Origin of the sequence: Fulvivirga ligni (genome assembly GCF_021389935.1) — a bacterium.
Lineage (GTDB): Bacteria > Bacteroidota > Bacteroidia > Cytophagales > Cyclobacteriaceae > Fulvivirga > Fulvivirga ligni.
The window spans coordinates 2121278-2145042 of the sequence record NZ_CP089979.1; the positions used below are offsets into that span (position 1 = coordinate 2121278).

General features: G+C 40.9%; 21 protein-coding genes. 13 read left to right on the forward strand and 8 right to left on the reverse strand.

The features are described from left to right. The 12 genes from LVD16_RS09390 to LVD16_RS09445 all read left to right on the forward strand — a co-directional run bounded on the left by LVD16_RS09390 (nucleotide 1) and on the right by LVD16_RS09445 (nucleotide 15417). The gene (locus LVD16_RS09390) at nucleotides 1-1971 is read left to right on the forward strand and encodes an alpha-L-arabinofuranosidase family protein (RefSeq protein WP_233773676.1); all 1971 of its coding nucleotides are present in this window, start codon (nucleotides 1-3) and stop codon (nucleotides 1969-1971) included. Nucleotides 1972-1994: 23 nt separating this feature from the next. Beyond that, the gene (locus LVD16_RS09395) at nucleotides 1995-2981 is read left to right on the forward strand and encodes an arabinan endo-1,5-alpha-L-arabinosidase (RefSeq protein ID WP_233773677.1); all 987 of its coding nucleotides are present in this window, start codon (nucleotides 1995-1997) and stop codon (nucleotides 2979-2981) included. A 28-nt stretch (nucleotides 2982-3009) separates the two neighbouring features. After that, complete coding sequence (locus tag LVD16_RS09400) at nucleotides 3010-4005, forward strand: glycoside hydrolase family 43 protein (protein WP_233773678.1); 996 nt, start codon at nucleotides 3010-3012, stop codon at nucleotides 4003-4005. Between the two features lie 2 nt (nucleotides 4006-4007). Beyond that, nucleotides 4008-4223, forward strand: coding sequence for an HTH domain-containing protein (locus tag LVD16_RS09405; protein ID WP_233773679.1), 216 nt, complete (start codon nucleotides 4008-4010; stop codon nucleotides 4221-4223). A 76-nt stretch (nucleotides 4224-4299) separates the two neighbouring features. Next, nucleotides 4300-5913: a family 43 glycosylhydrolase gene (locus LVD16_RS09410; protein WP_233773680.1), complete on the forward strand. Its 1614-nt coding sequence runs from the start codon at nucleotides 4300-4302 to the stop codon at nucleotides 5911-5913. After that, nucleotides 5910-7574, forward strand: a complete 1665-nt coding sequence (locus LVD16_RS09415) for a family 43 glycosylhydrolase (RefSeq protein WP_233773681.1) — start codon at nucleotides 5910-5912, stop codon at nucleotides 7572-7574. The genes LVD16_RS09410 and LVD16_RS09415 overlap by 4 nt, the downstream gene beginning before the upstream one ends. A gap of 248 nt (nucleotides 7575-7822) precedes the next feature. After that, on the forward strand, nucleotides 7823-9517 hold the full coding sequence (locus tag LVD16_RS09420; RefSeq protein WP_233773682.1) for a ribulokinase: 1695 nt from the start codon (nucleotides 7823-7825) through the stop codon (nucleotides 9515-9517). Next, the gene (locus LVD16_RS09425) at nucleotides 9510-10211 is read left to right on the forward strand and encodes an L-ribulose-5-phosphate 4-epimerase (protein ID WP_233773683.1); all 702 of its coding nucleotides are present in this window, start codon (nucleotides 9510-9512) and stop codon (nucleotides 10209-10211) included. Before LVD16_RS09420 ends, LVD16_RS09425 begins: the two co-directional genes overlap by 8 nt. A 34-nt stretch (nucleotides 10212-10245) precedes the next feature. Beyond that, nucleotides 10246-11754, forward strand: coding sequence for an L-arabinose isomerase (araA, locus tag LVD16_RS09430; protein ID WP_233773684.1), 1509 nt, complete (start codon nucleotides 10246-10248; stop codon nucleotides 11752-11754). A gap of 86 nt (nucleotides 11755-11840) precedes the next feature. Further along, nucleotides 11841-13019 (forward strand): aldose epimerase family protein, encoded by a 1179-nt coding sequence (locus LVD16_RS09435; RefSeq protein WP_233773685.1) that lies wholly within the window; start codon nucleotides 11841-11843, stop codon nucleotides 13017-13019. A gap of 243 nt (nucleotides 13020-13262) precedes the next feature. After that, on the forward strand, nucleotides 13263-14876 hold the full coding sequence (locus LVD16_RS09440; protein WP_233773686.1) for a sodium:solute symporter: 1614 nt from the start codon (nucleotides 13263-13265) through the stop codon (nucleotides 14874-14876). 127 nt (nucleotides 14877-15003) lie between these two features. Beyond that, nucleotides 15004-15417: a hypothetical protein gene (locus LVD16_RS09445; RefSeq protein WP_233773687.1), complete on the forward strand. Its 414-nt coding sequence runs from the start codon at nucleotides 15004-15006 to the stop codon at nucleotides 15415-15417. Between the two features lie 73 nt (nucleotides 15418-15490). Here LVD16_RS09445 and LVD16_RS09450 read toward each other — a convergent pair whose 3' ends face one another. Continuing rightward, nucleotides 15491-16798, reverse strand: a complete 1308-nt coding sequence (locus LVD16_RS09450; RefSeq protein WP_233773688.1) for a tetratricopeptide repeat protein — start codon at nucleotides 16796-16798, stop codon at nucleotides 15491-15493. Between the two features lie 106 nt (nucleotides 16799-16904). Here LVD16_RS09450 and LVD16_RS09455 point away from each other — a divergent pair, with 106 nt between their 5' ends. After that, the gene (locus LVD16_RS09455) at nucleotides 16905-17438 is read left to right on the forward strand and encodes a GNAT family N-acetyltransferase (protein WP_233773689.1); all 534 of its coding nucleotides are present in this window, start codon (nucleotides 16905-16907) and stop codon (nucleotides 17436-17438) included. A 13-nt stretch (nucleotides 17439-17451) separates the two neighbouring features. Here LVD16_RS09455 and LVD16_RS09460 read toward each other — a convergent pair whose 3' ends face one another. The 7 genes from LVD16_RS09460 to LVD16_RS09490 all read right to left on the reverse strand — a co-directional run bounded on the left by LVD16_RS09460 (nucleotide 17452) and on the right by LVD16_RS09490 (nucleotide 23727). Next, nucleotides 17452-18111 (reverse strand): HAD family hydrolase, encoded by a 660-nt coding sequence (locus LVD16_RS09460; protein ID WP_233773690.1) that lies wholly within the window; start codon nucleotides 18109-18111, stop codon nucleotides 17452-17454. Nucleotides 18112-18181: 70 nt separating this feature from the next. Continuing rightward, entirely contained in the window at nucleotides 18182-19747 is a 1566-nt protein-coding gene (rny, locus tag LVD16_RS09465) for a ribonuclease Y (protein WP_233773691.1), read from the reverse strand. Nucleotides 19748-19939: 192 nt separating this feature from the next. Then, a complete protein-coding gene (locus LVD16_RS09470; protein ID WP_233773692.1) occupies nucleotides 19940-20224 on the reverse strand; it encodes a cell division protein ZapA in 285 nt (94 codons plus the stop codon). An 11-nt stretch (nucleotides 20225-20235) separates the two neighbouring features. Then, nucleotides 20236-20532, reverse strand: a complete 297-nt coding sequence (locus LVD16_RS09475) for a hypothetical protein (RefSeq protein WP_233773693.1) — start codon at nucleotides 20530-20532, stop codon at nucleotides 20236-20238. Between the two features lie 116 nt (nucleotides 20533-20648). After that, complete coding sequence (gene pheT, locus LVD16_RS09480; RefSeq protein WP_233773694.1) at nucleotides 20649-23066, reverse strand: phenylalanine--tRNA ligase subunit beta; 2418 nt, start codon at nucleotides 23064-23066, stop codon at nucleotides 20649-20651. Between the two features lie 137 nt (nucleotides 23067-23203). After that, nucleotides 23204-23506, reverse strand: a complete 303-nt coding sequence (locus LVD16_RS09485) for a type II toxin-antitoxin system RelE/ParE family toxin (protein ID WP_233773695.1) — start codon at nucleotides 23504-23506, stop codon at nucleotides 23204-23206. Then, nucleotides 23506-23727: an addiction module protein gene (locus tag LVD16_RS09490; protein WP_233773696.1), complete on the reverse strand. Its 222-nt coding sequence runs from the start codon at nucleotides 23725-23727 to the stop codon at nucleotides 23506-23508. Before LVD16_RS09490 ends, LVD16_RS09485 begins: the two co-directional genes overlap by 1 nt. Nucleotides 23728-23765 lie beyond the last annotated feature (38 nt).

Sequence of the window (23765 nt, forward strand, 5' to 3'; positions counted from 1 at the left end):
ATGATATCTAAATACCTATTGATTGTATGTTGCAGTCTTGCCTTATCTACGACTGTTTTTGCTCAAGAATATAACTGGCAGCTAGATACTAAGCCCAAAGCTAACATTCAGCCCACTATGTATGGTGTCTTCTTCGAGGATATCAACTTTGCCGCTGATGGAGGCCTGTATGCCGAACTGGTGAAGAACAGGTCTTTCGAATTTGATGAGCCGCTCATGGGGTGGATACAGCCTAACAGCGATAGACATTCTTTAAATGAAAAGTCGGGGATAGCCAATGTAATTAAACGAGGAGATGAACCTAACAATCATTTTGCGAGAGTTAATGTGAAAAATGCTAGTGGTTATCAATTGATTAACGAAGGTTTCCGAGGCATGGGCATCAAGGATGGAGCACAGTATAATCTTACGCTTCAAGCCAGGTTAATCGGTGAGATCAAGGCCATTAAGGTGCAGCTTATCAACGAACAAAACGCTGAAATAGCTGCAGCTATTATAAAGCCTGGCGCGAAAGACTGGAAAGAATATTCGGCTACTTTAACAGCTAATGGTACGGCAGGAAAAGCCAAAATGAAGCTCACTTTTGAAGGGGCTGGAGAGATAGACCTGGACATGATCTCACTATTTCCTGAAGACACCTGGAAGGGGCGAAAAAGAGGTCTTAGAAAGGATTTGGTACAACTATTATATGATCTAAAACCTGGCTTTTTAAGGTTTCCCGGCGGCTGTATTGTTGAGGGAAGAACCTTGGCTAAAAGATACCAGTGGAAGAAAACTGTAGGCGATGAGGAGGACAGGGAAATGCTTATCAACCGCTGGAATACAGAGTTTGGCCATAGATTGACACCTGATTATTACCAAAGCTTTGGAATAGGCTTTTTTGAATACTTTCAACTTTCAGAAGATCTTGGTGCAGAGCCACTTCCCATTTTAAGCTGTGGTATGGCTTGCCAGTTTAACACCGGAGAGCTGGTGCCTATGGATCAACTCGATCCGTATGTGCAAGATGCACTTGACCTCATAGAATTTGCAAATGGTGACACCAGCAGCAAATGGGGTAAATTAAGAGCTGATATGGGCCATCCGGAACCTTTTAATCTGAAATACATAGGTGTAGGAAACGAACAGTGGGGCCCAGACTACTTTGATAGACTCAAGGTGTTCATAAAATCTATCAAGTCTCAATATCCTGATATGATTGTGGTTTCTGGTACCGGTCCTTTCCCTGACGGAGAGCAGTTTGAGTATGCCGAAAAGCAGCTGGAAAACCTGGACACTGAAATAGTGGATGAACACTATTACCGCAGCCCAGAATGGTTCTTGGATAATGCTGATCGATATGACAGCTATGACCGTGATAGGTATAAGATTTTTGCAGGAGAATATGCAGCCCAAAGTGTGGCCATCGCCAGCCCGGAGAATAAAAACAATTGGAATTGCGCCCTATCGGAAGCTGCCTACATGACCGGCCTGGAAAGGAATGCCGATGTGGTGTATATGACCTCTTACGCGCCACTCTTTGCCCATGTAGATGCCTGGCAATGGACTCCCGATTTGATCTGGTTTGATAACCTAAAGTCTTATGGTACAGCTAATTATTATGTTCAGAAGTTATATTCTAATAACCCAGGTACTAAGCTGCTTTCCATAACCAATGGAGAACAACCCATTAAAGGGCAGGACAGACTTTATGCGTCCGCGGTGCTGGATGACAAGACAGGAGAGGTGATAGTAAAACTTGTGAATGCTAACACTACCTCTAAAAAAGTGAATATCTCGCTTAAAAGCGGGAAAATGGCCACCAAAGGTACCGTTCAGATCTTGCGATCATCAGATCTTGATGCAGTAAACTCTTTGGATAAACCTATGAATGTCAGCCCTGTACAGCAAGATTTGAAGCTTAAAGGAGGTAAATTATCAATGGAACTAGAGCCTGGCAGCTTTTATGTGATTAGAACCAAAACGAAATGATAACCCGTTTGAAATCTGCCTTTTTGATAATAATAGTTCTTATCATTTCAAATACGGTAATGAGTGCCCAGGAGTTGAGTGATGACATCATTGTTCATGATCCTGTTATGATCAAAGAGGCAGATACTTATTATCTATTTTGCACAGGTTGGGGTATTTCTGTCTATAGTTCTAAGGATAGGAAGAATTGGAAGAAGGAAAAGCCTGTTTTTGCAGCTCCTCCGGCCTGGGCATTAGAAACGGTATCAGGATTTAAAGGGCATATTTGGGCTCCTGACATCTCCTTTTATGACGGAAAGTATTACCTGTATTATTCCATTTCCGCTTTTGCTAAAAACACTTCAGCCATAGGGTTAGTGGTAAATAAAACATTAAACCCTGCAAGTCCTGATTATCAGTGGGTTGATCAGGGTCTGGTAGTTCAATCTGTACCCTATCGTGACTTTTGGAACGCCATAGACCCGAACTTGGCTATAGATGAAACCGGTCAGCCCTGGTTGAGCTTCGGTTCATTTTGGGGTGGATTGAAAATGGTGAAGCTCAGTGATGACAGAAAATCATTAGCCCAGCCAGAAGAATGGTGTTCTATTGCCAAAAGGCAAAGAACTGACTTTTTGGATGATAAAGATCCTGGTGATGCAGCTCTGGAAGCCCCTTTTATCTTCAAGAAAAATGACTACTACTATTTATTTGCCTCCTGGGACTATTGCTGCCGTGGGGCGGAAAGCACTTACAAAATGGTGGTGGGCAGATCACAGAAAATACAAGGGCCTTATCTGGATAAAAGCGGAAAAAGCATGGCAGAAGGAGGAGGCACTATACTGCTTCAGGGAAATGAAGTATATCCTGGTGTTGGGCACAATAGCGCTTATGCTTTTGACGGTAAAGATTATTTACTCTTTCATGCCTATGACATGAAGGATGACGGAAAACCTAAACTGAAAATTACTGAAATGACCTGGGATGAAGAAGGTTGGCCTATGGTGTCAACAGAAGTTTTGTCTGAATAGCCCAGGTTATTGCAAACCTAACTTACTCATGAAGAATCTACATACACTTACCATAATTGCAACTTTGATATTATCAGGCTGCCAAAACAATAATGAAACTCAGGAAGAAATTGATAAACCATCTACCGATAGTGTAGCCGCCTACAATCCGGTTTTTAAAGATATTTATACCGCCGATCCTGCGGCCATGGTTCATGACGGTACATTATATCTATACACAGGACATGACGAGCAGGCAGTGGGAGCTCAAGGCTTTCTGATGAATGATTGGCTTTTGTTTTCTACTAAGGATATGGTGAATTGGGAAAAGCATGGACCAATATTAAAAACCACCGATTTTAAATGGGCTAACGGCCAGGCCTGGGCATCTCATGTGGTCGAAAAAGAAGGCAAGTTCTATTGGTATGTCACTCTGGAGCATGCCAGTGTCCCGGGAAAATCTATTGGTGTAGCAGTGGCCGATTCACCGGCTGGCCCATTTAAAGATGCTATTGGCAAAGCGCTGATTACTAATGATATGACCAAGCAGACAGACATCGGCTGGGATGATATTGACCCAGCGGTATTCGCGGATGACGATGGTCAGGCCTATATCTATTGGGGCAATACGGTTTGTAAGTGGGCCAAATTAAAGGATAATATGATAGAGCTGGAAGGAGAAATTCATACCATCGATTTACCATCTTTCACTGAAGCGCCGTGGGTACATAAAAGGGGAGATCATTATTACCTTAGTTTTGCTGCTCAATTCCCGGAAGTGATAGATTATGCCATGGCTACTAGTCCGGAAGGACCATGGGAATACAAAGGCCGACTGAATGATTTAGTGCCTCATTCACCTACAAACCACCAGGCCATACTAGAGTTTAATGATCGCTGGTACTTCATTTATCATAACGGATTGCTGCCCCAGGGTGGAGAGTTCAGGCGCTCAGTGTGCATAGAAAATCTTTATTATAATGAAGATGGCACCATACAGAAGATAGTCCAAACCAAAGAAGGTGCGTCGGACGAGTTGGATTAATCATGTTGAAAACTACAGGTATGGATCATTTTACTTATTCTAAAAGGTTGTCATATATTTTGGAACTCATAGAAAAGAGAAGGCTAAGCTCACCGAAGGACCTAACAGATAAATTCGGATGCTCCGAAAGAACGGTTAGAAAGATGATTAACGATCTCCGACGAGATGGCCATAGCATTCGATATTCACGTAAAAATTTTAAATATTTCCTGGAATAATGTAGGCGGAAGATAGGCTTCCGTGTGGGTAGTTAACTTGGCTTGTATGTTCAACTACCTTAAATAAACCTACGTTATGAAGCAATTTAACAAACAACTGAAAGCTGGTATGGTCACGGCCATACTAGCTTTGGTGGGGCACCTGGCTTTTGCTCAATATCCGCCTAGCCATGATCCATCTACCATGATTCGAAACACGGATGGTCGCTATTGGATTTTTACCACAGGGCAGGGCATCTGGGCCATGTCTTCCAGCAATGCCAATTTTACTGATTGGCGGGTAGAGCCCACACCATTCCCAACTAACTCTTGGCCCGGGTGGATCAGTAACTATGTATCAGGCTTTGGAGGCTTCTTTTGGGCTCCTGATGTTATAAAAATTGGTAATACCTATTTCCTTTATTATTCATGTGCCGGAAATGGTGCACCGGCCGCAATCGGTGTGGCTACGGCCACTAACCTGGCAGGTCCCTGGACAGATCGAGGTATGGTGGTAGCAGGAAATAATGCCATTGATCCTGCTCTGCTTTTAGATAATGGCCGCCTATGGATGTCTTGGGGTAATTGGCAAAGTGGTATAGACATTATCGAGCTGAGTACCAGCACCGGGAAACCCATTTCTGGTTCTACTCATCTGGTGTCTGGCCAGGTAGAAGGGCCAGGACTTTTTAAGAGTGGTAGCTACTATTATCTCTTTTATCAACGAGGCCTTTGCTGTAATGGCGTTAACTCCAGCTACTACATGGTGGTGGCGCGTTCTACCAGTATTACCGGCCCATACACTGGAGAAAGGGTTTTCTTGCCTAATCAAAACGGTAATGTGGTGGGGCCAGGGCACTTCGGATATGGAGAGGGGCGGCTCACCTATCACTTTTATGATGCTAATGATAATGGTAATGCCAAGTTGATGATCCGTACTGACTTTGGAGTCTCCAATGGGTGGCCATATGTGGGCAGCCCACCGTCTTCAGGACCTGTGGTTTCAGGTGGCACCTACCGGATTACTCCACGGCATAGCGGAAAGGCAGTAGATGTAGTAGCCTGCGGAAATACCAGTGGCACCAATGTGAATCAATGGACCTGGCTTAACAATAACTGTCAGAAATGGGTGTTCACAGATGTGGGCGGATCTTACCGAATATCGCCAATAAATGCGACCAATCTGGCCTTAGATGTTGAGAACTGTAACAGTGCCAACCTCACCAATGTAAGACTTTGGAGTTGGCTCAATAATAACTGCCAAAAATGGGAACTGATAAATAGAGGAAGCGGCTATTATTCCATTCGATCGCTGGCAACCGGTAAATGTTTGGATGTCAACGGTATATCAACAGCCGATGGGGCCAATGTAATGCAGTACGATTGTATTTCGGGTAATTATAATCAGCAGTTTCGCTTCGAAAGTGCCTCCGCATCTTTATTGGCCAGGCAGGGAGGTGAAGAATCCGAAATCCAACTTGACGGTGCTTATCCTAACCCAGTATCAGATCATCTGAACATTAGAATCACCACGCCTTTCGAGGAAGAAACTACTTTTGAAGTAATTGATACATCTGGAAAAATATTAAAGCAGGGTGCTTTTAGAGGAGCAGAGTATAGCATCGATATGAATGACCTGCCGACGGGAGTTTACATTCTCAATTATAAAAATATCGCAGGTTCTCACACTCAAAAAATAAGCAAGCTATGATTACAGGAGCTTCAAATATCAGGTACTTAATGGTAATTATCGGCCTGTTTATAACTGTGCATGTACAGGCCCAATATCCACCAAGCCATGATCCGTCTCAGATTATAAGGGATGGCAGCAAATACTATATCTTCAGCACTGGTGACGGCATTTGGACCATGTCTTCGAGCTCGCCGGATTTTACTACCTGGCAGGCCGAGCCAGCACCTTTTGCTAACGGGTGGCCCTCATGGATCAATAACTATGTTTCTGGTTTTCAAGGTTTTTTCTGGGCACCGGACTGTATTTATATGAATGGGCGGTATTATTTATATTATTCAGCCTCTACCGGGCAAAGACCATGTGCTATCGGAGTGGCATCCACGGCCTCTCTCAATAATCCTAATTGGGTAGATCATGGTATGGTAGTTTATTCAAACAATAGCACCCCTTACGGTTCAATAGACCCAGATGTGTTTTTTGATCAACAAGGAAGGCTTTGGCTGGCATGGGGGTCTCATCTCATGGGCATAGTGCTTACAGAGTTGAACCCATCCACCGGTAAGCCTTATAATGCTAATAACTATTACAATTTGGCAGATAGTCCGGCCCACGATTTGGAAGCGGCCTCTATTATTTATCGAAACGGCTATTATTATTTATTTTTTAATAGGAATACCTGCTGCGCTGGTACCAGTAGCACCTATACCATCTACATGGGTAGATCCACCAGTGTTACAGGACCCTATCTGGATAAAAATGGCAATAACTGCTTGAGCTCAGGAGGCTCAGTTTTCTTAAGCTCTTCGGGGCGATTTATCGGCCCTGGACATTTTGGCTACTCCGAAAACCGGCTCACTTATCATTTCTACGACGGACAGGATAATGGAGCCCCTAAGGTTCGAGTATCTACTTTAGGCTGGGATAACGGCTGGCCTTATGCTGGCTCTACGCCGCCATCAGGCCCCGTGGTTTCTGGAGGTACTTATAGAATTACGCCTCGCCATAGTGGCAAAGCTATCGATGTAGTTAATTGTGGTAACACAGATGGAACAAACGTAAACCAATGGAGCTGGCTTAATAATAACTGCCAAAAATGGGTGTTTACAGAGGTTGGTGGCTCTTACCGAGTATCACCTGTAAGTGCTACTAATATGGCTTTGGATGTTGAAAACTGTAATAGTGCTAATCTCACTAATGTGCGGTTGTGGAGTTGGCTGAATAATAACTGTCAAAAGTGGGAATTGCTGGATCGTGGCAGTGGTTATTATTCCATGAGATCCGTGGCTACAGGTAAGTGCCTAGATGTCAATGGAATATCTACAGCTGATGGAGCCAATGTGATACAATATGATTGTATTTCTGGCAATTACAATCAGCAATTTAGGTTCGAAAGTACCTCTGCCTCATTATTAGCCAAACAGGGTGCAGTAGAAGCGGAAATTAAGCTGAATGAAGTGTATCCTAATCCCGTTGATGACTATCTCAATATAAAATTATCTGATCGTATTGATGGTGTTACGTCGTTTGAAATCATAGACAGTTCTGGAAAAGTTTGGCTGAAAGATAGCTTTAAAGGGCAACAGTATCAAATTCAGACAGACCGTCTGCCTTCAGGAATTTACATCCTTAATTATGAAAACGTGGCTGGTAGCTACACACAGAAAATCAGTAAGCCTTAGCAATTCATTTAATCAGATAGCGTAGAAACTCATATTTTATTCAAAAAGATTTGAGTATCTTATAATAAGAAAAGTACTGTATCCTGCCATTGTGCTAGGTAGGTTGCAGTGCTTTTCATCATTGTAGCACTAAGCTGATCGGATAATGAGCAGCAACAAATCATTATACTTAAATTTTAATTGTACAAAATACACTTATTAATAAATTTTTATTACATTAGCTATTACTAAACTACTGTAATCCCAAAATGAAAAACGAATACGTTATTGGCCTGGACTTCGGGACCGATTCCGTCAGGGCAGTATTGACCAATGCTGACAATGGCGAAGAATTGGCTTCACATGTCCATTGGTATGATCGCTGGAGGCAAAAGAAATACTGCGAGCCTCATTCCAATCAATTTAGACAACACCCTTTGGATCATATAGAAGGCATGGAAGCCACCATAAAAACAGTGGTGGCTCAGTCTCAGGTAGATCCGGCTTATATAAAAGGCATTTGTATAGACACCACTGGCTCTTCGCCGGTGCCGGTTTATAAAGATGGCAGACCATTAGCTTTAGTGGAAGGTTTTGAAGAAAACCCTAATGCTATGATGGTGCTTTGGAAGGATCATACGGCAATAGATGAGGCAGCAGAGATCAATCACTTAGCAAAAAGTTGGGGAGGAGAAGATTTCACCAAATATGAAGGAGGAATCTATTCTTCAGAGTGGTTTTGGGCTAAGATTTTACATATTATCAGAGAAGATAAAGCGGTTAGTGAGCAAGCTTACACCTGGATGGAGCACTGTGATTTAATGACTTACTGGCTCATTGTCGACAGGGATCTGGAATCTTTTAAAAGAAGCAGATGTGCTGCCGGGCACAAGGCCATGTGGCATGCTGCCTGGGGAGGTCTTCCCGCTGATGATTTCTTGTCACAACTGGATCCTCGCTTAATTACGCTTAAAAATAACCTGTACCAAGATACCTACACTTCAGATGAAGTGGCTGGAAAACTCAGCAAGGAATGGGCACAAAAGCTTGGCCTTACGGAGGATACAGTGGTGGCGGTAGGAACGTTTGATGCGCATTCGGGAGCGGTAGGAGCAGAGGTGGAGGAACACACTCTGGTTCGGGTAATGGGCACGTCCACTTGCGATATTATAGTGGCATCTAATGATGCTATCGGAGATAATCTGGTAGAAGGAATATGTGGCCAGGTCGATGGTTCGGTTATTCCTGGTATGGTAGGACTCGAAGCAGGGCAGTCTGCGTTCGGAGATGTGCTGGCTTGGTTTGGCGATATATTGAATTGGCCTCTGGATCATTTATTGGCTAACTCTAGCCTTATAGATGAGGCCACCAAACAAAAACTCACAGCTGAAATAAAGCAGAACCTTCTCAAACAACTTTCGGATGCTGCCGAGAAAATACCGGTATCAGAAAGTGCCCCGGTGGCCCTGGATTGGGTAAATGGCCGTAGAACACCTGACGCTAATCAAGCTCTGAAAGGAGCGATGATGAACCTTACTCTAGGCACACAGGCACCTCAGATATTTAGAGCGCTGGTGGAAAGCATCTGCTTCGGAGCAAAAAATATTGTTGACAGATTCACCAATGAAGGCGTAAGAATAGATACTGTAGTGGGAATTGGTGGTGTGGCTAAAAAATCACCATTTATCATGCAGACCCTGGCCAATGTGCTGAATATGCCTATTAAAATCGCTGTTTCAGAACAAGCGCCTGCTTTGGGGGCCGCTATGTATGCTGCCGTTGCAGCCGGAATTTACACCAATATTCAAGAAGCCTCTTCCAAAATGGGCAGTGGTTTCGAAGCTGAATATCATCCGCAACATGATCAGGTAGAGCTTTATAAAACACTGTTTACCAAATACTCTGAACTGGGAGCATTTGTAGAATCTATCACTAAAACTCAAAAGCAACCTATTCATGAGTAAATACAAAGAATTAAAAAGGGAATGCTACGAAGCCAATATGCAACTACCTGCTTTGGACCTGGTGGTGTACACCTTTGGAAATGTCAGTGCGGTGGATCGGAAGAATGGCGTATTTGCTATTAAACCTAGCGGTGTGCCTTATGACGATTTAAAGCCTGAGGATATAGTAATAGTAGATTTTGAAAATAATCTGGTCGAAGGTGAAATGAGGCCTTCTTCAGACACCAAAACACACGCTTATCTTTATAAAGAATGGAATGAAATAGGTGGTATTTCTCATACTCATGCTACCTATTCTGTAGCCTGGGCTCAGGCACAAAGAGATATTCCCATTTTCGGTACTACCCATGCTGATCATCTGGTGGCTGATATTCCTTGCGCCCCGCCCATGCCTGATGAGTACATTGAAGGCGATTATGAGCATATGACAGGAAAGCAAATTTTGGATTGCTTCGCCACTAAAGGACTTTCGTATCAAGAGGTGGAAATGGTTTTACTGGGCAATCACGGACCATTTTCATGGGGAAAAACGGCAGCCAAAGCTGTTTATAATAGTAAAGTAATGGAAGAGCTGGCCCATATGGCTTACCTCACCCTGCAAATAAACCCGGAAGCGCCACGACTAAAAGACGCACTCATCAACAAACACTATCAAAGGAAGCATGGCAAAAATGCTTACTACGGACAGAATTAAAATTAATCAACTTAAATAGACACCTCAACAAAAAATGATCGATATTTCGCAAAAGGAAGTGTGGTTTGTGACAGGAAGCCAGCATTTATATGGAGATGAAGCACTTCAGCAAGTGGCCTCTCATTCGGAAGAAGTGGCCAAAGCCTTAAACAATAGTAGTCATGTACCTCTCAAGATCGTCTATAAGCAACTACTAACCACACCTGATGAAATCACACAGCTGATGCTGGAAGCCAATTCATCACAGGTTTGTATAGGACTCATAGCCTGGATGCACACTTTCTCACCAGCTAAAATGTGGATCACCGGTTTAAATATTTTAAAGAAGCCATTGGTTCATCTACATACTCAGTTTAATGCTGAAATTCCTTGGTCTAGCATAGATATGGACTTTATGAACCTCAACCAATCGGCCCATGGTGATCGTGAGTTTGGGTTTATGATGACCAGAATGCGTAAAAACAGAAAGGTGATCACTGGCCACTGGAAGTCAGATGCTGTGCAGCAAAAAATTGGCACCTGGTGCCGCGTAGCTGCTGGCTGGGCAGATATGCAAGGTGCTAAAATTGCCCGTTTGTGCGATAATATGCGCGAAGTGGCCGTAACCGAAGGTGATAAAGTAGAGGCTCAAATGAAATTTGGCTTCTCTGTTAATGGATATGATATTCCAGATTTGACCAAGCATTTTCAGCAAGTAGGGGAGAGCGAAGTGAAGCAGCTTTTAGATGAATATGAAGCTTCTTATGATCTTACCAGTGCCTTACAAAAAGGTGGAGATAAGAGGAGTGCCCTTGAGGAGGCTGCTAAAATTGAGCTAGGTCTAAGATCATTTCTTACCGACGGAGGCTTTAAGGGGTTTACTGATACTTTTGAAAGCTTAGGTACTTTGAAGCAGCTTCCAGGTATTGCCGTGCAAAGGCTTATGGCTGATGGTTACGGTTTTGGTGCCGAAGGAGACTGGAAAACCGCCGCCTTGCTCAGAGCTATGAAAGTGATGAATGTAGGCCTTGATGGCGGCACCTCGTTTATGGAAGACTACACCTATCATTTTGGTGGTGATAAGTCTTATGTTCTGGGTTCACATATGCTTGAAATTTGTTCTTCTATAGCTCAAAGTAAGCCTTCATGTGAAATTCACCCGCTTTCTATCGGAGGCAAGGAAGATCCTGTAAGGTTGGTTTTCAATACTGCTCCTGGTAATGCTATCAATGCATCATTAGTGGATATGGGCAACAGATTTAGATTATTGGTGAATGAAGTGGAGGCTGTGAAGCCATTGGGCGATCTGCCGAACTTACCTGTAGCCAGAGTTCTTTGGGATGCTAAACCTAATTTGGAAATAGCTGCTACCGCCTGGATTTTAGGTGGTGGTGCACACCATACAGTATACAGTCAGGCGTTAACTACTGAATACATGGAAGACTTTGCAGAGATGGCTGGAATAGAACTATTGGTCATAGATAATGACACTAGGATCAGGTCGTTTAAGGATACTTTGCATGCTAATGAAGTGTATTATCACCTGTTTCAAAACGGAATCTAAATGAAATATTAATGCCGCTATAGATATGTGATTAACGGATTGAATCATATATTTATAGTTTGGCAGCACCCTAAATAATAACCCTTATGAAAACCAAAACCGCTGCTAACTTTATTAACGTTATACTGCTATCAATCATAATTATGACCACATCTTGTTCTAATCCGTCAAAAGAAACTGAATCTACCGAAGAAACTGCTGCAACAGATACTGTTGGCATCACTAAAGAAGATTTTGGAACCACAGCAGATGGAGAAAAAGTAGAAGAATACACACTTACCAATTCAAATGGTGTAGAGATGAAAGTGATCACGCTGGGAGGCATCATCACTTCATTCAAAGCACCAGACAATAAAGGCAATATGGGAGATGTAGTGCTCGGTTTTAGAGAGGTGAAACCCTACGAAACTGAAAGTCCATACATCGGCGCTATCATAGGAAGATATGGTAATAGAATTGCTAAAGGTAAGTTTTCCTTAGATGGTCAGGAATATGATTTGGTCACTAATAACGGTGCCAATCATCTTCATGGAGGCACGAAAGGTTTCGACAAAGTGGTGTGGAAAGCACAGGAGATCAAGAATCCTGAAGCTATAGGATTAAAGCTGACTTACCTGAGCAAGGATATGGAGGAGGGCTACCCTGGAAACCTGAATGTTACAGTGACTTATCTGCTAACTAATGAAGATGCTCTAGAGATAGATTACACGGCTACTACTGATAAGAAAACAGTGGTCAATTTAACTCAGCATACATATTTTAACCTTTCTGCAGATCCTAATCAGAGTATTTTAGATCATGAATTGGTGGTAAACGCCAGTAGATTTCTTCCAATAGATAGTTCGCTTATCCCAACAGGTGAGCTACGAGATGTGGAGGGTACACCATTTGATTTTACTTCCGCAAAAGAGGTGGGCACAGACATAGAAAAAGATGATGAGCAGCTCAAATTTGGGTTAGGATATGATCACTGCTGGGTGCTAGATGGTGAAGGCATGCGCAAAGCAGCTACTTTATATCACAAAGAAAGCGGCCGTTTTATGGAGGTGTGGACTACCGAACCGGCCATTCAGGTGTATTCTGGCAATTTCTTAGATGGTACCTTGGCCGGGAAAGATGGAATTGAATATCAGAAGAGATCGGCCATTTGCCTTGAAACAGAACATTATCCTGATTCACCTAATCAGGAAGCTTTTCCTTCTGTGATATTAGAACCAGGGCAGACTTACAATACCAAAACAACATACAAGTTCGCGGTGGAATAACTGATCTGTAAAATATTTTATAGAAAAGGGTTTACGCAACCGATTGTTTTTACCATATTGTGAATCGAAAAATTGACTTATGGTCAAAATTACCAAATATGAATTGATCCTAAAATCGATATAAACGCAGAATAAACAACTTAACTATTAATTAACTCATGAAATAAGCTTATTACTTTAAATTATGCTCCCTATCATAATTAAAGTCTTTGCGATTTCTATGTGACTAAACCTTAAACGCATATGAAAACACTAGACACCCTCGACTGGGTATTTATTGGTATTTATTTTTTGGTTCTTTTTGGTGTGGCCGTCTGGGTGATACTCAAAAAGCAGAAAAACACAGAAGATTACTTTTTGGCGGGAAGAAATGTGGGATGGTTCGTTGTAGGAGCTTCAATTTTTGCTTCTAACATCGGGTCAGAGCACGTGGTAGGACTGGCAGGAGCTGGTGCGGGCGATAAATTCCCTATGCTTATTTATGAGCTTCATGCCTGGGTAGTACTTATGTTGGGCTGGGTGTTTTTGCCTTTCTATGCAAGAAGTGGTGTTTTTACTATGCCGGAGTTCTTAGAGAAGAGATTCAGTTCAAAATCCAGATGGTTGCTCTCAGTATTTTCGCTTTTAGCTTATGTGTTAACTAAAATATCCGTAACCATCTATGCTGGTGGAGTAGTAGTATCATCTCTATTAGGCATTAACTTCTGGGTAGGTGCTTTAGCTACGGTTATTTTAACAGGAGCATACACCATTCTTGGTGGAATGCGAGCGGTGGTTTATACCGAAACACTTCAAACTGTGGTGCTAATTATTGGCGCAGCTACCCTTACAGTAATGGGTTTGAATGCGGTAGGTGGTTTTGAGAGTATGAAAGATACCTTAGGTCCAGAGTATTTTAACATGTGGCGTCCTGCTACAGATCCTGATTTCCCATGGCCTAGTTTATTCTTCAGTAGCACCATTGTAGGTATATGGTATTGGTGTACAGATCAGTACATTGTGCAGCGTGTGCTTACTGCTAAAAATATAAAAGAGGGTAGAAGAGGTACTATTTGGGGCGGTTTCCTTAAGCTTTTACCGGTATTCTTATTCCTTATTCCTGGTGTGGTGGCTTTGGTGCTAAAACAGAGAGGTCAATTAGAATGGGATTCACCAGATCAGGCTTTTCCTATTCTTATGAGTAATCTATTGCCATCAGGGCTTAGAGGGTTGGTAGCTGCAGGGCTTTTAGCAGCTTTGATGAGTTCTTTAGCTTCTGTTTTTAACTCTTGTTCAACATTATTTACAGTTGATATTTATAAGAAATTAAAACCTAATACTCCTGAAAATAAGCTGGTTAAGATCGGGCAGATAGCTACTGGTATTGTGGTGATCTGTGGTATCCTTTGGATTCCTATCATGGCCAATATCTCAGGGGTATTGTATGAATATTTGCAAAGTGTACAGAGTTATATTGCTCCACCTATTACGGCTATATTTTTATTAGGAATATTCTTAAAAAGAATCAATGCCAATGGTGCTTATACCACATTGGTAGTAGGACTTATAGTGGCAGCTTTCAGAATAACACTAGAACTAGTAAAAGAGGATTTAAGTGGCTTCCTATTCTATCTGGCGGACATGAATTTCCTTACTTTCAGTGCCTATTTCTTCCTGTTCTGCGTGGCCTTGGCCATTATAGTGAGTTTGGCTACTGCGGCGCCATCCAGAGAGAAAGTGGCTGGTCTTACTTTCGGTACACTTTCAGAAGAAGATAAAAAGAGCAATAAAACCAGCTATGGCTGGGTAGATGTAGCGGCATCATTAGTGGTGCTGGTCATTGTTATCAGTATTATGATATACTTTAACGGTCAATAGATAATCAATTAGGGTTTGATTAAATAAAGAAGTTCTGGCTTTCGGGTTAGAACTTCTTTGTTTATATAGGCTAAACCCTTGGCGGCATAATCCGTATATTTAGAGTTCCAAGCTAAATAAACCTATTATGACTAATCACTACGATCTTTCTGATGCGCAATTTGAGGAAGCCTTCAGCAATTGCTCATTAAATCCTTCTGTTTTCAATCATGAAGCTCATCTAAGGCTAGCATGGATTCATATTAGGAATTATGGAATAGAGGTAGCTCTGCTAACTATTCCTACTCAGTTAAAGGCCTATGTAAAACACCTGGGAGCTGAAGATAAGTATAATGCCACTTTAACACATGCAGCGGTTAAGGCCGTATATCATTTTATGCTTAAATCATATTTCGCTGATTTTCAGGCTTTTATTGAGGGATTCCCTAGATTGAAAACTTCCTTTAAAGATTTAATGGCCGCCCATTATGGATTTGATATTTACAATTCTGCTGAGGCCAGGAAAGAGTTTTTGGAGCCTGATCTTTTACCGTTTGATTAATTGCTAAAGCAGTGAGATAAAGATTGAAAATGAGTATAAAAGATAGTCAGACACTTTTATACTCATTTCCATTTTATACGGTTTTAGCCTTTTGTATTCTATTTCTGATATAAAGCACAGCCAATACCACAATTATTCCAAGAAGAATATAATTTTTCATTTCTGCTCTTGCTAGCAATTTTTCTTGTTTCTGGAGCTGAGCATTCTGATCCTCGTTTTCGTTTTCGTACTGAATCCGCAATTCTTCCATATCATTATCAGACCGAATGGATACCAGACTATCTTTCAATGTATAGGATTTTTCCATATAGGTAATAGTCTTTTCATAATGTTGCACATCTCCTGTGTAGAAAGCCATGTCTTCATAATAGTGATGGAGATGCTTATAGGCTTCCTGAATTTCCCACAAGTCATGAACTTCTTTAGCAAGCGCAAGTCCTTTATAGGCAACCTCCAGCCCTTCTGAGTAAGACTTTTGAGCTATGTAGCAATCGCCCAAATAAAAGTAGGCATCTATGAGTATTCCTGATTTTTCTACGGATTCCAAATAGGATATTGACTCTTCTAGTAGAGGCATGGCTTTTTCAAAGTCCTTCTTGGCAGCGTAAGCAGAGCCTAGAAAGGAATAGGCCGTCTGTTCGGCACCTTTGTCTTTCCGTGAAATGTTTTCCAGCATAAACTCAGAATAGTATGTGGCAGAGTCATAGTTGCCGATTCTTAAATAATTATGCGCTAGTCTCTCCGTATTGTGAGTGAGCTCCGATGACTCTTTTGCTATGAAGGTTTCATTTGCAGAAAGACCATGCAAAATGGCTTTTTTAAAGTTGCCGTCGTTCTCGTAGGTCATACTTATCTTCTCATCGGTGAAGGCTCTCATCAATGTAACTCTGCTGCTCATGTCTTTAATAGGAACAGAGGATAAGTCACTAAAAATTTTGATGGCCGATTCAAATTCAGAGATGGCCATTTTAGGCTGTGATTGAAGCCTATGCAGTTCTCCTAGCCATAAATAAGCATTGGCTTCACCTTCTTGAAGCTGAAAAATATATTCACCAGGTTGTTTTCCCGGGTATTCTATCTTCCATACGCGTATAAGTTTTTGAAAGGCGCTTTTTGATTCAATAAGGTATAATTTAGCGCTGTCATAGTGCTCACTAAAGGCATATGCTTTACCTTTAATATTATTGTAAAATGCTTTATCAGCCTTGGAGAGATTATCAAAATCCATCTCTCGAAGAGCGCTTAAAGCCGCAGAAGGATCGTGAACTGACATGGTGTTCAGTTCTTTAAAAGGAAATTTAGAGGGTTTCCTGGGTTCGGAATGACACACCTCTGACAGTAAAATCGCCAGAAGGATGACAATAGTTTTTGGGTAGTACATAGTTTAAAGCCGACAATAGTTGTGAATTAAAGTTCTTAGTTCATATAATTATAGTTACTATAATAATGTTTATAACTGCAATATGTTTAATATATTATAATTTATAATGAATTATTCTGATAATATTTTCTTTGAAAAGGCTGAGATTGAGGACGTTAAGTTATTATTGAATTTAGCCATCAAGACATTTCGTGATACGTATTCCGATAAAAACACCAAGGAAGATATGGAGATTTATGTGGCTAGTGAGTTTACACCTGAAAAGATCTTATCAGAGTTAGAAAATGAAGATATTGAATACCACTTTGCCAAAATAGATGATGAAATAGTTGGCTACCTAAAAGTGAATTTTGGTGATTGCCAAACAGAGAAGGATCATCCGAATACTGTGGAGCTCGCCAGAGTTTATGTGGTAAAGGATTATCAGGGGCGGAAAATTGGTAACTCTTTAATTGCCAAGGCTATGGATATTGGAAGACAGCGAAATGCCAAATACCTTTGGTTAGGAGTATGGGAGGAAAATCAGAAGGCCATCAGGTTCTACGAAAGGAATGGCTTTACCATTTTTGGCAAGCATTCTTTTCTGCTAGGAGAGGACCTGCAAGAAGATTGGCTGATGAAGTATGATCTTCAGGGATAGAAGTGATTACCTATCAAAAAAGCCCATCCAAAATAGAAGGAGTAAGATTGCTGAAATCACGGATGATCAGATCACAATGCTTCAGCTCTTGCTCGGAATGAGTGGTGGTAATACCTACTACTTTACAACCAGCTGCTTTTCCAGCTTGCACTCCTGAAAGAGAATCTTCAAATACAATACAGTTTTTAGGATCGTAGCCCACGGCGTGGCAGGCCTTTAGGTAAATCTGAGGATCTGGTTTGCTTTTGGTGACATGCGCTGAGTGCAAGATGGTGTGGAAGTAATCCTCAATATCCAACCCTTGCAAAATGAATTCTGCATTCTCCATAGGGGCGGAAGTACCAACGGCCATTTTGATATGATCTCTTTTAAGATGATCTAAGAAAGCTTTTAGCCCTTTTACGGGTACCAGATCTGTTTTGTATACTTCACGAAACATAGCCTCCTTTTCATCAGCGTAAGCATGCATTTGATCATCCTCTATGCCCTCGAATATGGCTGGGATCCAGTCAGCATTAGTACGACCATATACCTTTTCTCTCAGAAAATCTTCAGTTACCTCTTTGCCGTACTTCTGGCAAAACTCTTTGATGGTTTTTTGGTGGTAAGGATTGGTGTCAGCGATAACGCCATCCATATCGAAGATGGCAGCGAAGTTATGTTTTGGAGACATAGGTATTGGTATAAATTAAAAAAGCTGTCTTATTTCTAAAACAGCTTTTATGTACAATGGTTTTTTCAATTTATTTAGCGTAGGCTACAGATCTCATCTCTCTGATTACTGTGATCTTTATCTGACCAGGATACTGCATGTCTTTCTCTATTTTTTGCGAGATATCGAAAGATAGCTGTCCTGCTCTGTCATCAGTAACGTTGTCTGCGTCTACCATTACGCGGAGCTCTCTACCAGCCTGAATAGCATAACATTTATGTACGCCTTCAAAGCTCAGTGCCAGTTGCTCTAGTTCTTTCAAACGCTTGATGTAGCTTTCCATCACTTCTCTTCTAGCTCCTGGTCTTGCACCTGATATAGCATCACATGCCTGGATGATAGGAGAAATCATGGTAGTCATCTCAATTTCGTCGTGGTGAGCTCCAATAGCGTTGCAAACCACAGGATGTTCCTTATACTTCTGCGCCAGCTCCATACCAAGGATAGCGTGAGGCTTTTCTGGCTCCTCTGGCCATACTTTACCAATATCATGAAGTAATCCCGCCCTCTTAGCTTGTTTAGGGTTTAAACCTAACTCAGAAGCCATAGTAGCACAAAGGTTAGCCACCTCTCTGGAGTGCTGTAATAAGTTTTGACCATAAGATGATCTGAATCTCATACGACCCACCATCTTAATTAATTCAGGGTGCAACCCGTGGATGCCAAGGTCAATTACTGTTCTTTCACCTATCTCTATGATCTCTTCTTCAATATTTTTCTTAGTCTTAGCTACGATCTCTTCAATACGTGCCGGGTGAATTCTTCCATCTACCACTAAACGGTGAAGTGAAAGTCTTGCGATCTCTCTTCTTACAGGATCGAAGCCTGAGATAATGATAGCTTCAGGGGTATCATCTACAATAATCTCAACACCTGTAGCTGCTTCAAGCGCACGGATGTTACGACCTTCACGACCAATGATCTTACCCTTAATGTCATCACTTTCAATATTGAAGATAGACACGCAGTTTTCAATGGCATGTTCCGTAGCTGTACGCTGAATAGTTTCTAATACTACTTTCTTAGCCTGCTTGGTGGCTGAAAGCTTAGCTTCCTCTAAAATATCTTTGATAAATGAAGAGGCTTTGGTCTGAGCTTCGTCTTTAAGTGATTCCACTAACTGCTCTTTAGCTTCTTCAGCAGTAAGGTTTGAGATCTTCTCTAGAATGCTTACTTTCTGCTCGTTGAACTTGTCTAATTCCGCTTTTTTAGCATTCACTACATCCAGCTGACTTGATAGTTTATCTCTTAGATCTTTAATCTCGCCCTCTTTACGTTTTACCTGCTCAAATTCTTTTGATAAATGCTGCTCTCTCTGCTTTAGCTTGTTTTCATTAGTGATAATGATATTCTTCTTCTTAGAAGCTTCCTCTTCAAATTCTGATTTTAGCTTTAGGAATTTTTCTTTAGCCTCAAGTATTTTATTTTTCTTGATATTCTCAGCTGAGATCTCAGCTTCTTTGATTATGCCCTGCGCTTTTTCTTCTATTTCTTTCTCTTTCTGCGCGTTAACCTTTGACACCAGAGCCCTTCCTATTACAATTCCAATACCGAGGCCCACAACGCCCGCCAGTATTACGTAGATTACATCTGCCATTATTTATATATTTAATTTAGGTTGCGCGAGAGCGCCTCAGGAGTGCGGATAAATAATGACAAACGGTTTAGATCTGTCTCATGTATATGTCTAAAGGCCTGAAAAAAAGGCCTTAAAGTTCCTATTTCCTGATATTAACTCTCACAGTTAATCAACTCAGAAAAAGGTATTTACTGGTTAGAGGGGAGGACTCTATAGAGACTGGTTAATGAGATTATTCAGCTCATTTACCTTTTCTACGGCACCATCATCCGTAGAGTGCTGTTGTTCATCAGCCTCCATTTTGTCTACAAGACAATCAAATGCTACCATGGCTAAGAGATCTTGTTTATCATCTATGCCAAATTGTTCTCTATAAGATCTAATTCTTTCATTAATCTGCTTACCGGCACTACGTACCCTAGCCTCATCTTCTGCCTTTACCTTCATCGGGTATTCTCTGTCGGCAATCTTTATTCTTATTGAAAGTTCGTCCATATGGAGCGGTATTATTTACTTAAGTGTACAATACACTTATCTATCTCCTTAATATAATCGTCAATCTTCCTCTTTAACTCAGAAGTGTTCCCTTCTTCTGTTTCTATATTATTTACAATCTTACTAATTTTAATCTTATTTTGAAAGTTGTTGATCTGCTCATCTTTTTGTTTCAAACTAGTACGCAATTCCTGGTTTTCTTCCTGAAGCTTACTTACTTCCAACTTTAGCGCTTTATGATCGCCTAGCAATAAATTGATTTTACGTTCTAGTGTTTGAAGACTAACTTTTAGTTGATCTTTGTTCATTTTCAGTATTGTAATTGACCTCTAAATAGTGTTGATTACGAGCCGCTTAGCACTTCATTTTCCTCTGAAGGCTATCAACAATTAAAATGTAAATTAAAGATTAAACTTAACTTATCCTATTTACGGATTATTGCATTCAAATTATTTTCAAATAAACTTATCAAATGAGTCATAGTCTTATCAATGACTTTGTCAGTAAGGGTCTTTTGCTTGTCTTCAAGCGTAAAGCTTATAGCATAAGCCTTTTTATCCTCACCAATATTCTCTCCCTCATAAACATCAAATACATTAATGGCTTTGATCAGGGATTGTTTTTTGCCTAAGGCAATATTTTTGATCTCATCGAAACTTACTTTTTTGTCAATCACCAAAGATAAGTCTCTGCGTACTTCAGGGTATTTAGATACTTCTTCAAAGGTTACTGTATTCGTAATTTTCTTCAATACAAGATCCCAATCTATTTCTGCATAGAATACTTCCTGCTTCACGCCTATCTTCTTGCAGGTAGCCTTGCTAGCCTTACCTAATTTCGCAATCTCTTTCTCTCCAAACTTTAAAATAAGGCCATAGTCAAAAGGAGAGGTGTGAATTACCTCGGTAGAAAGCTCTTTATTGAGCAGTCTTCCTGTGATGCCTAATACGGTCTGATACAGATCGTGGAAAGTTACTTTTCTGGTTTTATTGATCCAGTTTTCATTTTCAATATCACCAGTAAGGTATATGGCTAGTTTTCTTTTCTCTACGTAATCACCATCTATAAGGAAGTAGGCTTTTCCAAATTCGAAGAGCTTCAGGTTAGCCTGCCTTCTGTTAATATTATAAGCTGCTACTTCCAAACCTGTGTGTAGCATGCTCTGTCTCAAAACGCCTAAATCTTCACTTAGCTTGTTAAGAATATGCACGCTCTGGCTTTCGTCTAGCTCAGCAGCGTTCACCGCATATTCAGGCTTAGTAAGTGAGTTGGTCAGTATTTCATAATAACCCTGACCTACAAGCATTTCTGTGATGGTCTTCTGGATTTTATCTTTATCCTTAGCCGGAAATTCAGCCAGGTAGTCAGCTTTTACATAGTTTGGTAGCTCTACATTGTTGAATCCGTACACTCTAAGTACTTCTTCAATAATATCGGCCTCCCTTTGCACATCTACACGGTATGGCGGCACAATGGCCAGGAAAGACTCTTCAGTTTCTTTAGTAACCTTTATGTCTAAGAGCTCCAGAATTTCTTTGATTCTATCCTTCGCAATATCTTTTCCTATCAGTCTGTGAACATTTTTATATTTCACAGGCACTTCAAAGTCTGCGATAGGAGTAGGGTAAATATCAGTTACTTCAGAGCTGATTTCACCTCCTGCTAGTTCTTTAATAAGTAAAGCAGCTCTCTTTAATGCATAAACAGTGATATTAGGGTCAGTGCCACGCTCATACCTGAAAGAAGCATCAGTTTTAAGCTGATGGTGCTGCGCAGTTTTACGAACATAGTCCGGAGAGAAATAGGCGCTTTCCAGGAAAATGTCCGTAGTAGAGTCTTTTACTCCGGATTGAATACCTCCAAAAACACCTGCAATACACATTCCTTCACCGTAAGCATTACAGATCATGAGGTCATTCTCTCTCAGCTTGCGCTCTTTTTCATCAAGCGTGGTGAATTTGGTGCCTTCCGGCAATGTTTTAACTATTAGCTTGTTGCCTTTAATTTGTTTTGCGTCAAAAGCATGTAGTGGTTGTCCTACTTCATGAAGCACAAAGTTGGTGATATCCACTATGTTATTGATGGGCTCTAAGCCTAGAGCTTGTAATTTTTGTTTAAGCCAGTCTGGCGACTCTTTTACAGTAACATTACTAATGGAAACTCCTGAATATCTTGGGCAAGCTTCATGATTTTCTACAACAACTGTAATAGGGCTACTGGTACTTTCAGATTTGAAACCTGAAACATCAGGCCATTTCACCTCTGACTTCAATGCTGCCTTAAGGTCTCTGGCTACACCAATGTGAGAAGTAGCATCAGCACGGTTGGGAGTAAGGCCGATCTCAATGATCATATCATAAGAAAGGTTGAAGTACTCAGAGGCTGGGGTACCGTTAGGTAAATCAGTATCCAGTACCATAATACCTGCATGGCTGGCACCCACACCGATCTCATCCTCAGCACAGATCATACCTTGAGAAGCCTCTCCTCTAATTTTAGCTTTCTTTATAGTGAACGGCTCGTGTCCTTTGGGATAAAGAGTAGCACCAACAGTGGCTACAATTACTTTTTGGCCCGCAGCTACATTCGGGGCTCCGCAAACTATTTGTGATGGCTCATCAGCGCCAATATCTACTGTAGTAACTCTTAATTTGTCTGCATTGGTGTGAGGCACGCAAGTAAGAACTTCGCCTATTACCATCCCTTTTAATCCACCTGGAACAAGTTCAAATGCTTCAAGGCCTTCTACTTCAAGACCAGTATCAGTTAAAAGCTTACTTATTTCTTCAGGTGACTGATTTAAGTCGATATATTCCTTAAGCCAGTTTAAAGATATCTTCATGCTATAAAAATGCCGTTTATGTGCTAAAATTTTAAGGAAACAAAATTACACATTTATAGCTTTTAAGGAGACTTAAATGATTTTTTTTGGAATGATATTCAAAGGGCTTTAAATCAAGGTGTTAATAGGATGTGTGATTATTCGCTTCTGTAGCGCCATGAGCTTTGAGACCGACTGGTATGGCTTACTGCAAGAATTATTATACTTTTATTATTTTCTTGAAGTATGTAATGAACTTGGAATGGGAATCTGTTGACTCCAGCACTTCTGATATTTTTATAACTAATTTGATAATGGTGAGGATGAAGCTGGATGTAATTTGGTCTGGCTTTTACATGTATGTAAAACTTCCTTCCAAGACCTTTCTTTTGATCGTCATACCATTTTAGACTTTCTCTGATATCTCGCAAAGCCGGTGGTATGAGTTTTAGCTTGTACATTATAGATCTTTTTCAAGATCATTAAGGGCATCATCTAGGTCAATTAAATCGTCTTGGTTATTGCCGTAAAAGGCTAATCTTTCATTCAAGAGAAGTTTTGTACTCTCATCTAAGTTGTTTTCATGCTGGCTTTTGAACGTATGCAAACTCTTCAGTACTTCAGGGTCTTGAAGTTCTGTTAACCAGTGAATTAGATCTATTTTGATTGATTTTATATCCATCCTTTTATAAAGTTAAGAACTTTATCTTGAAGAGAGAA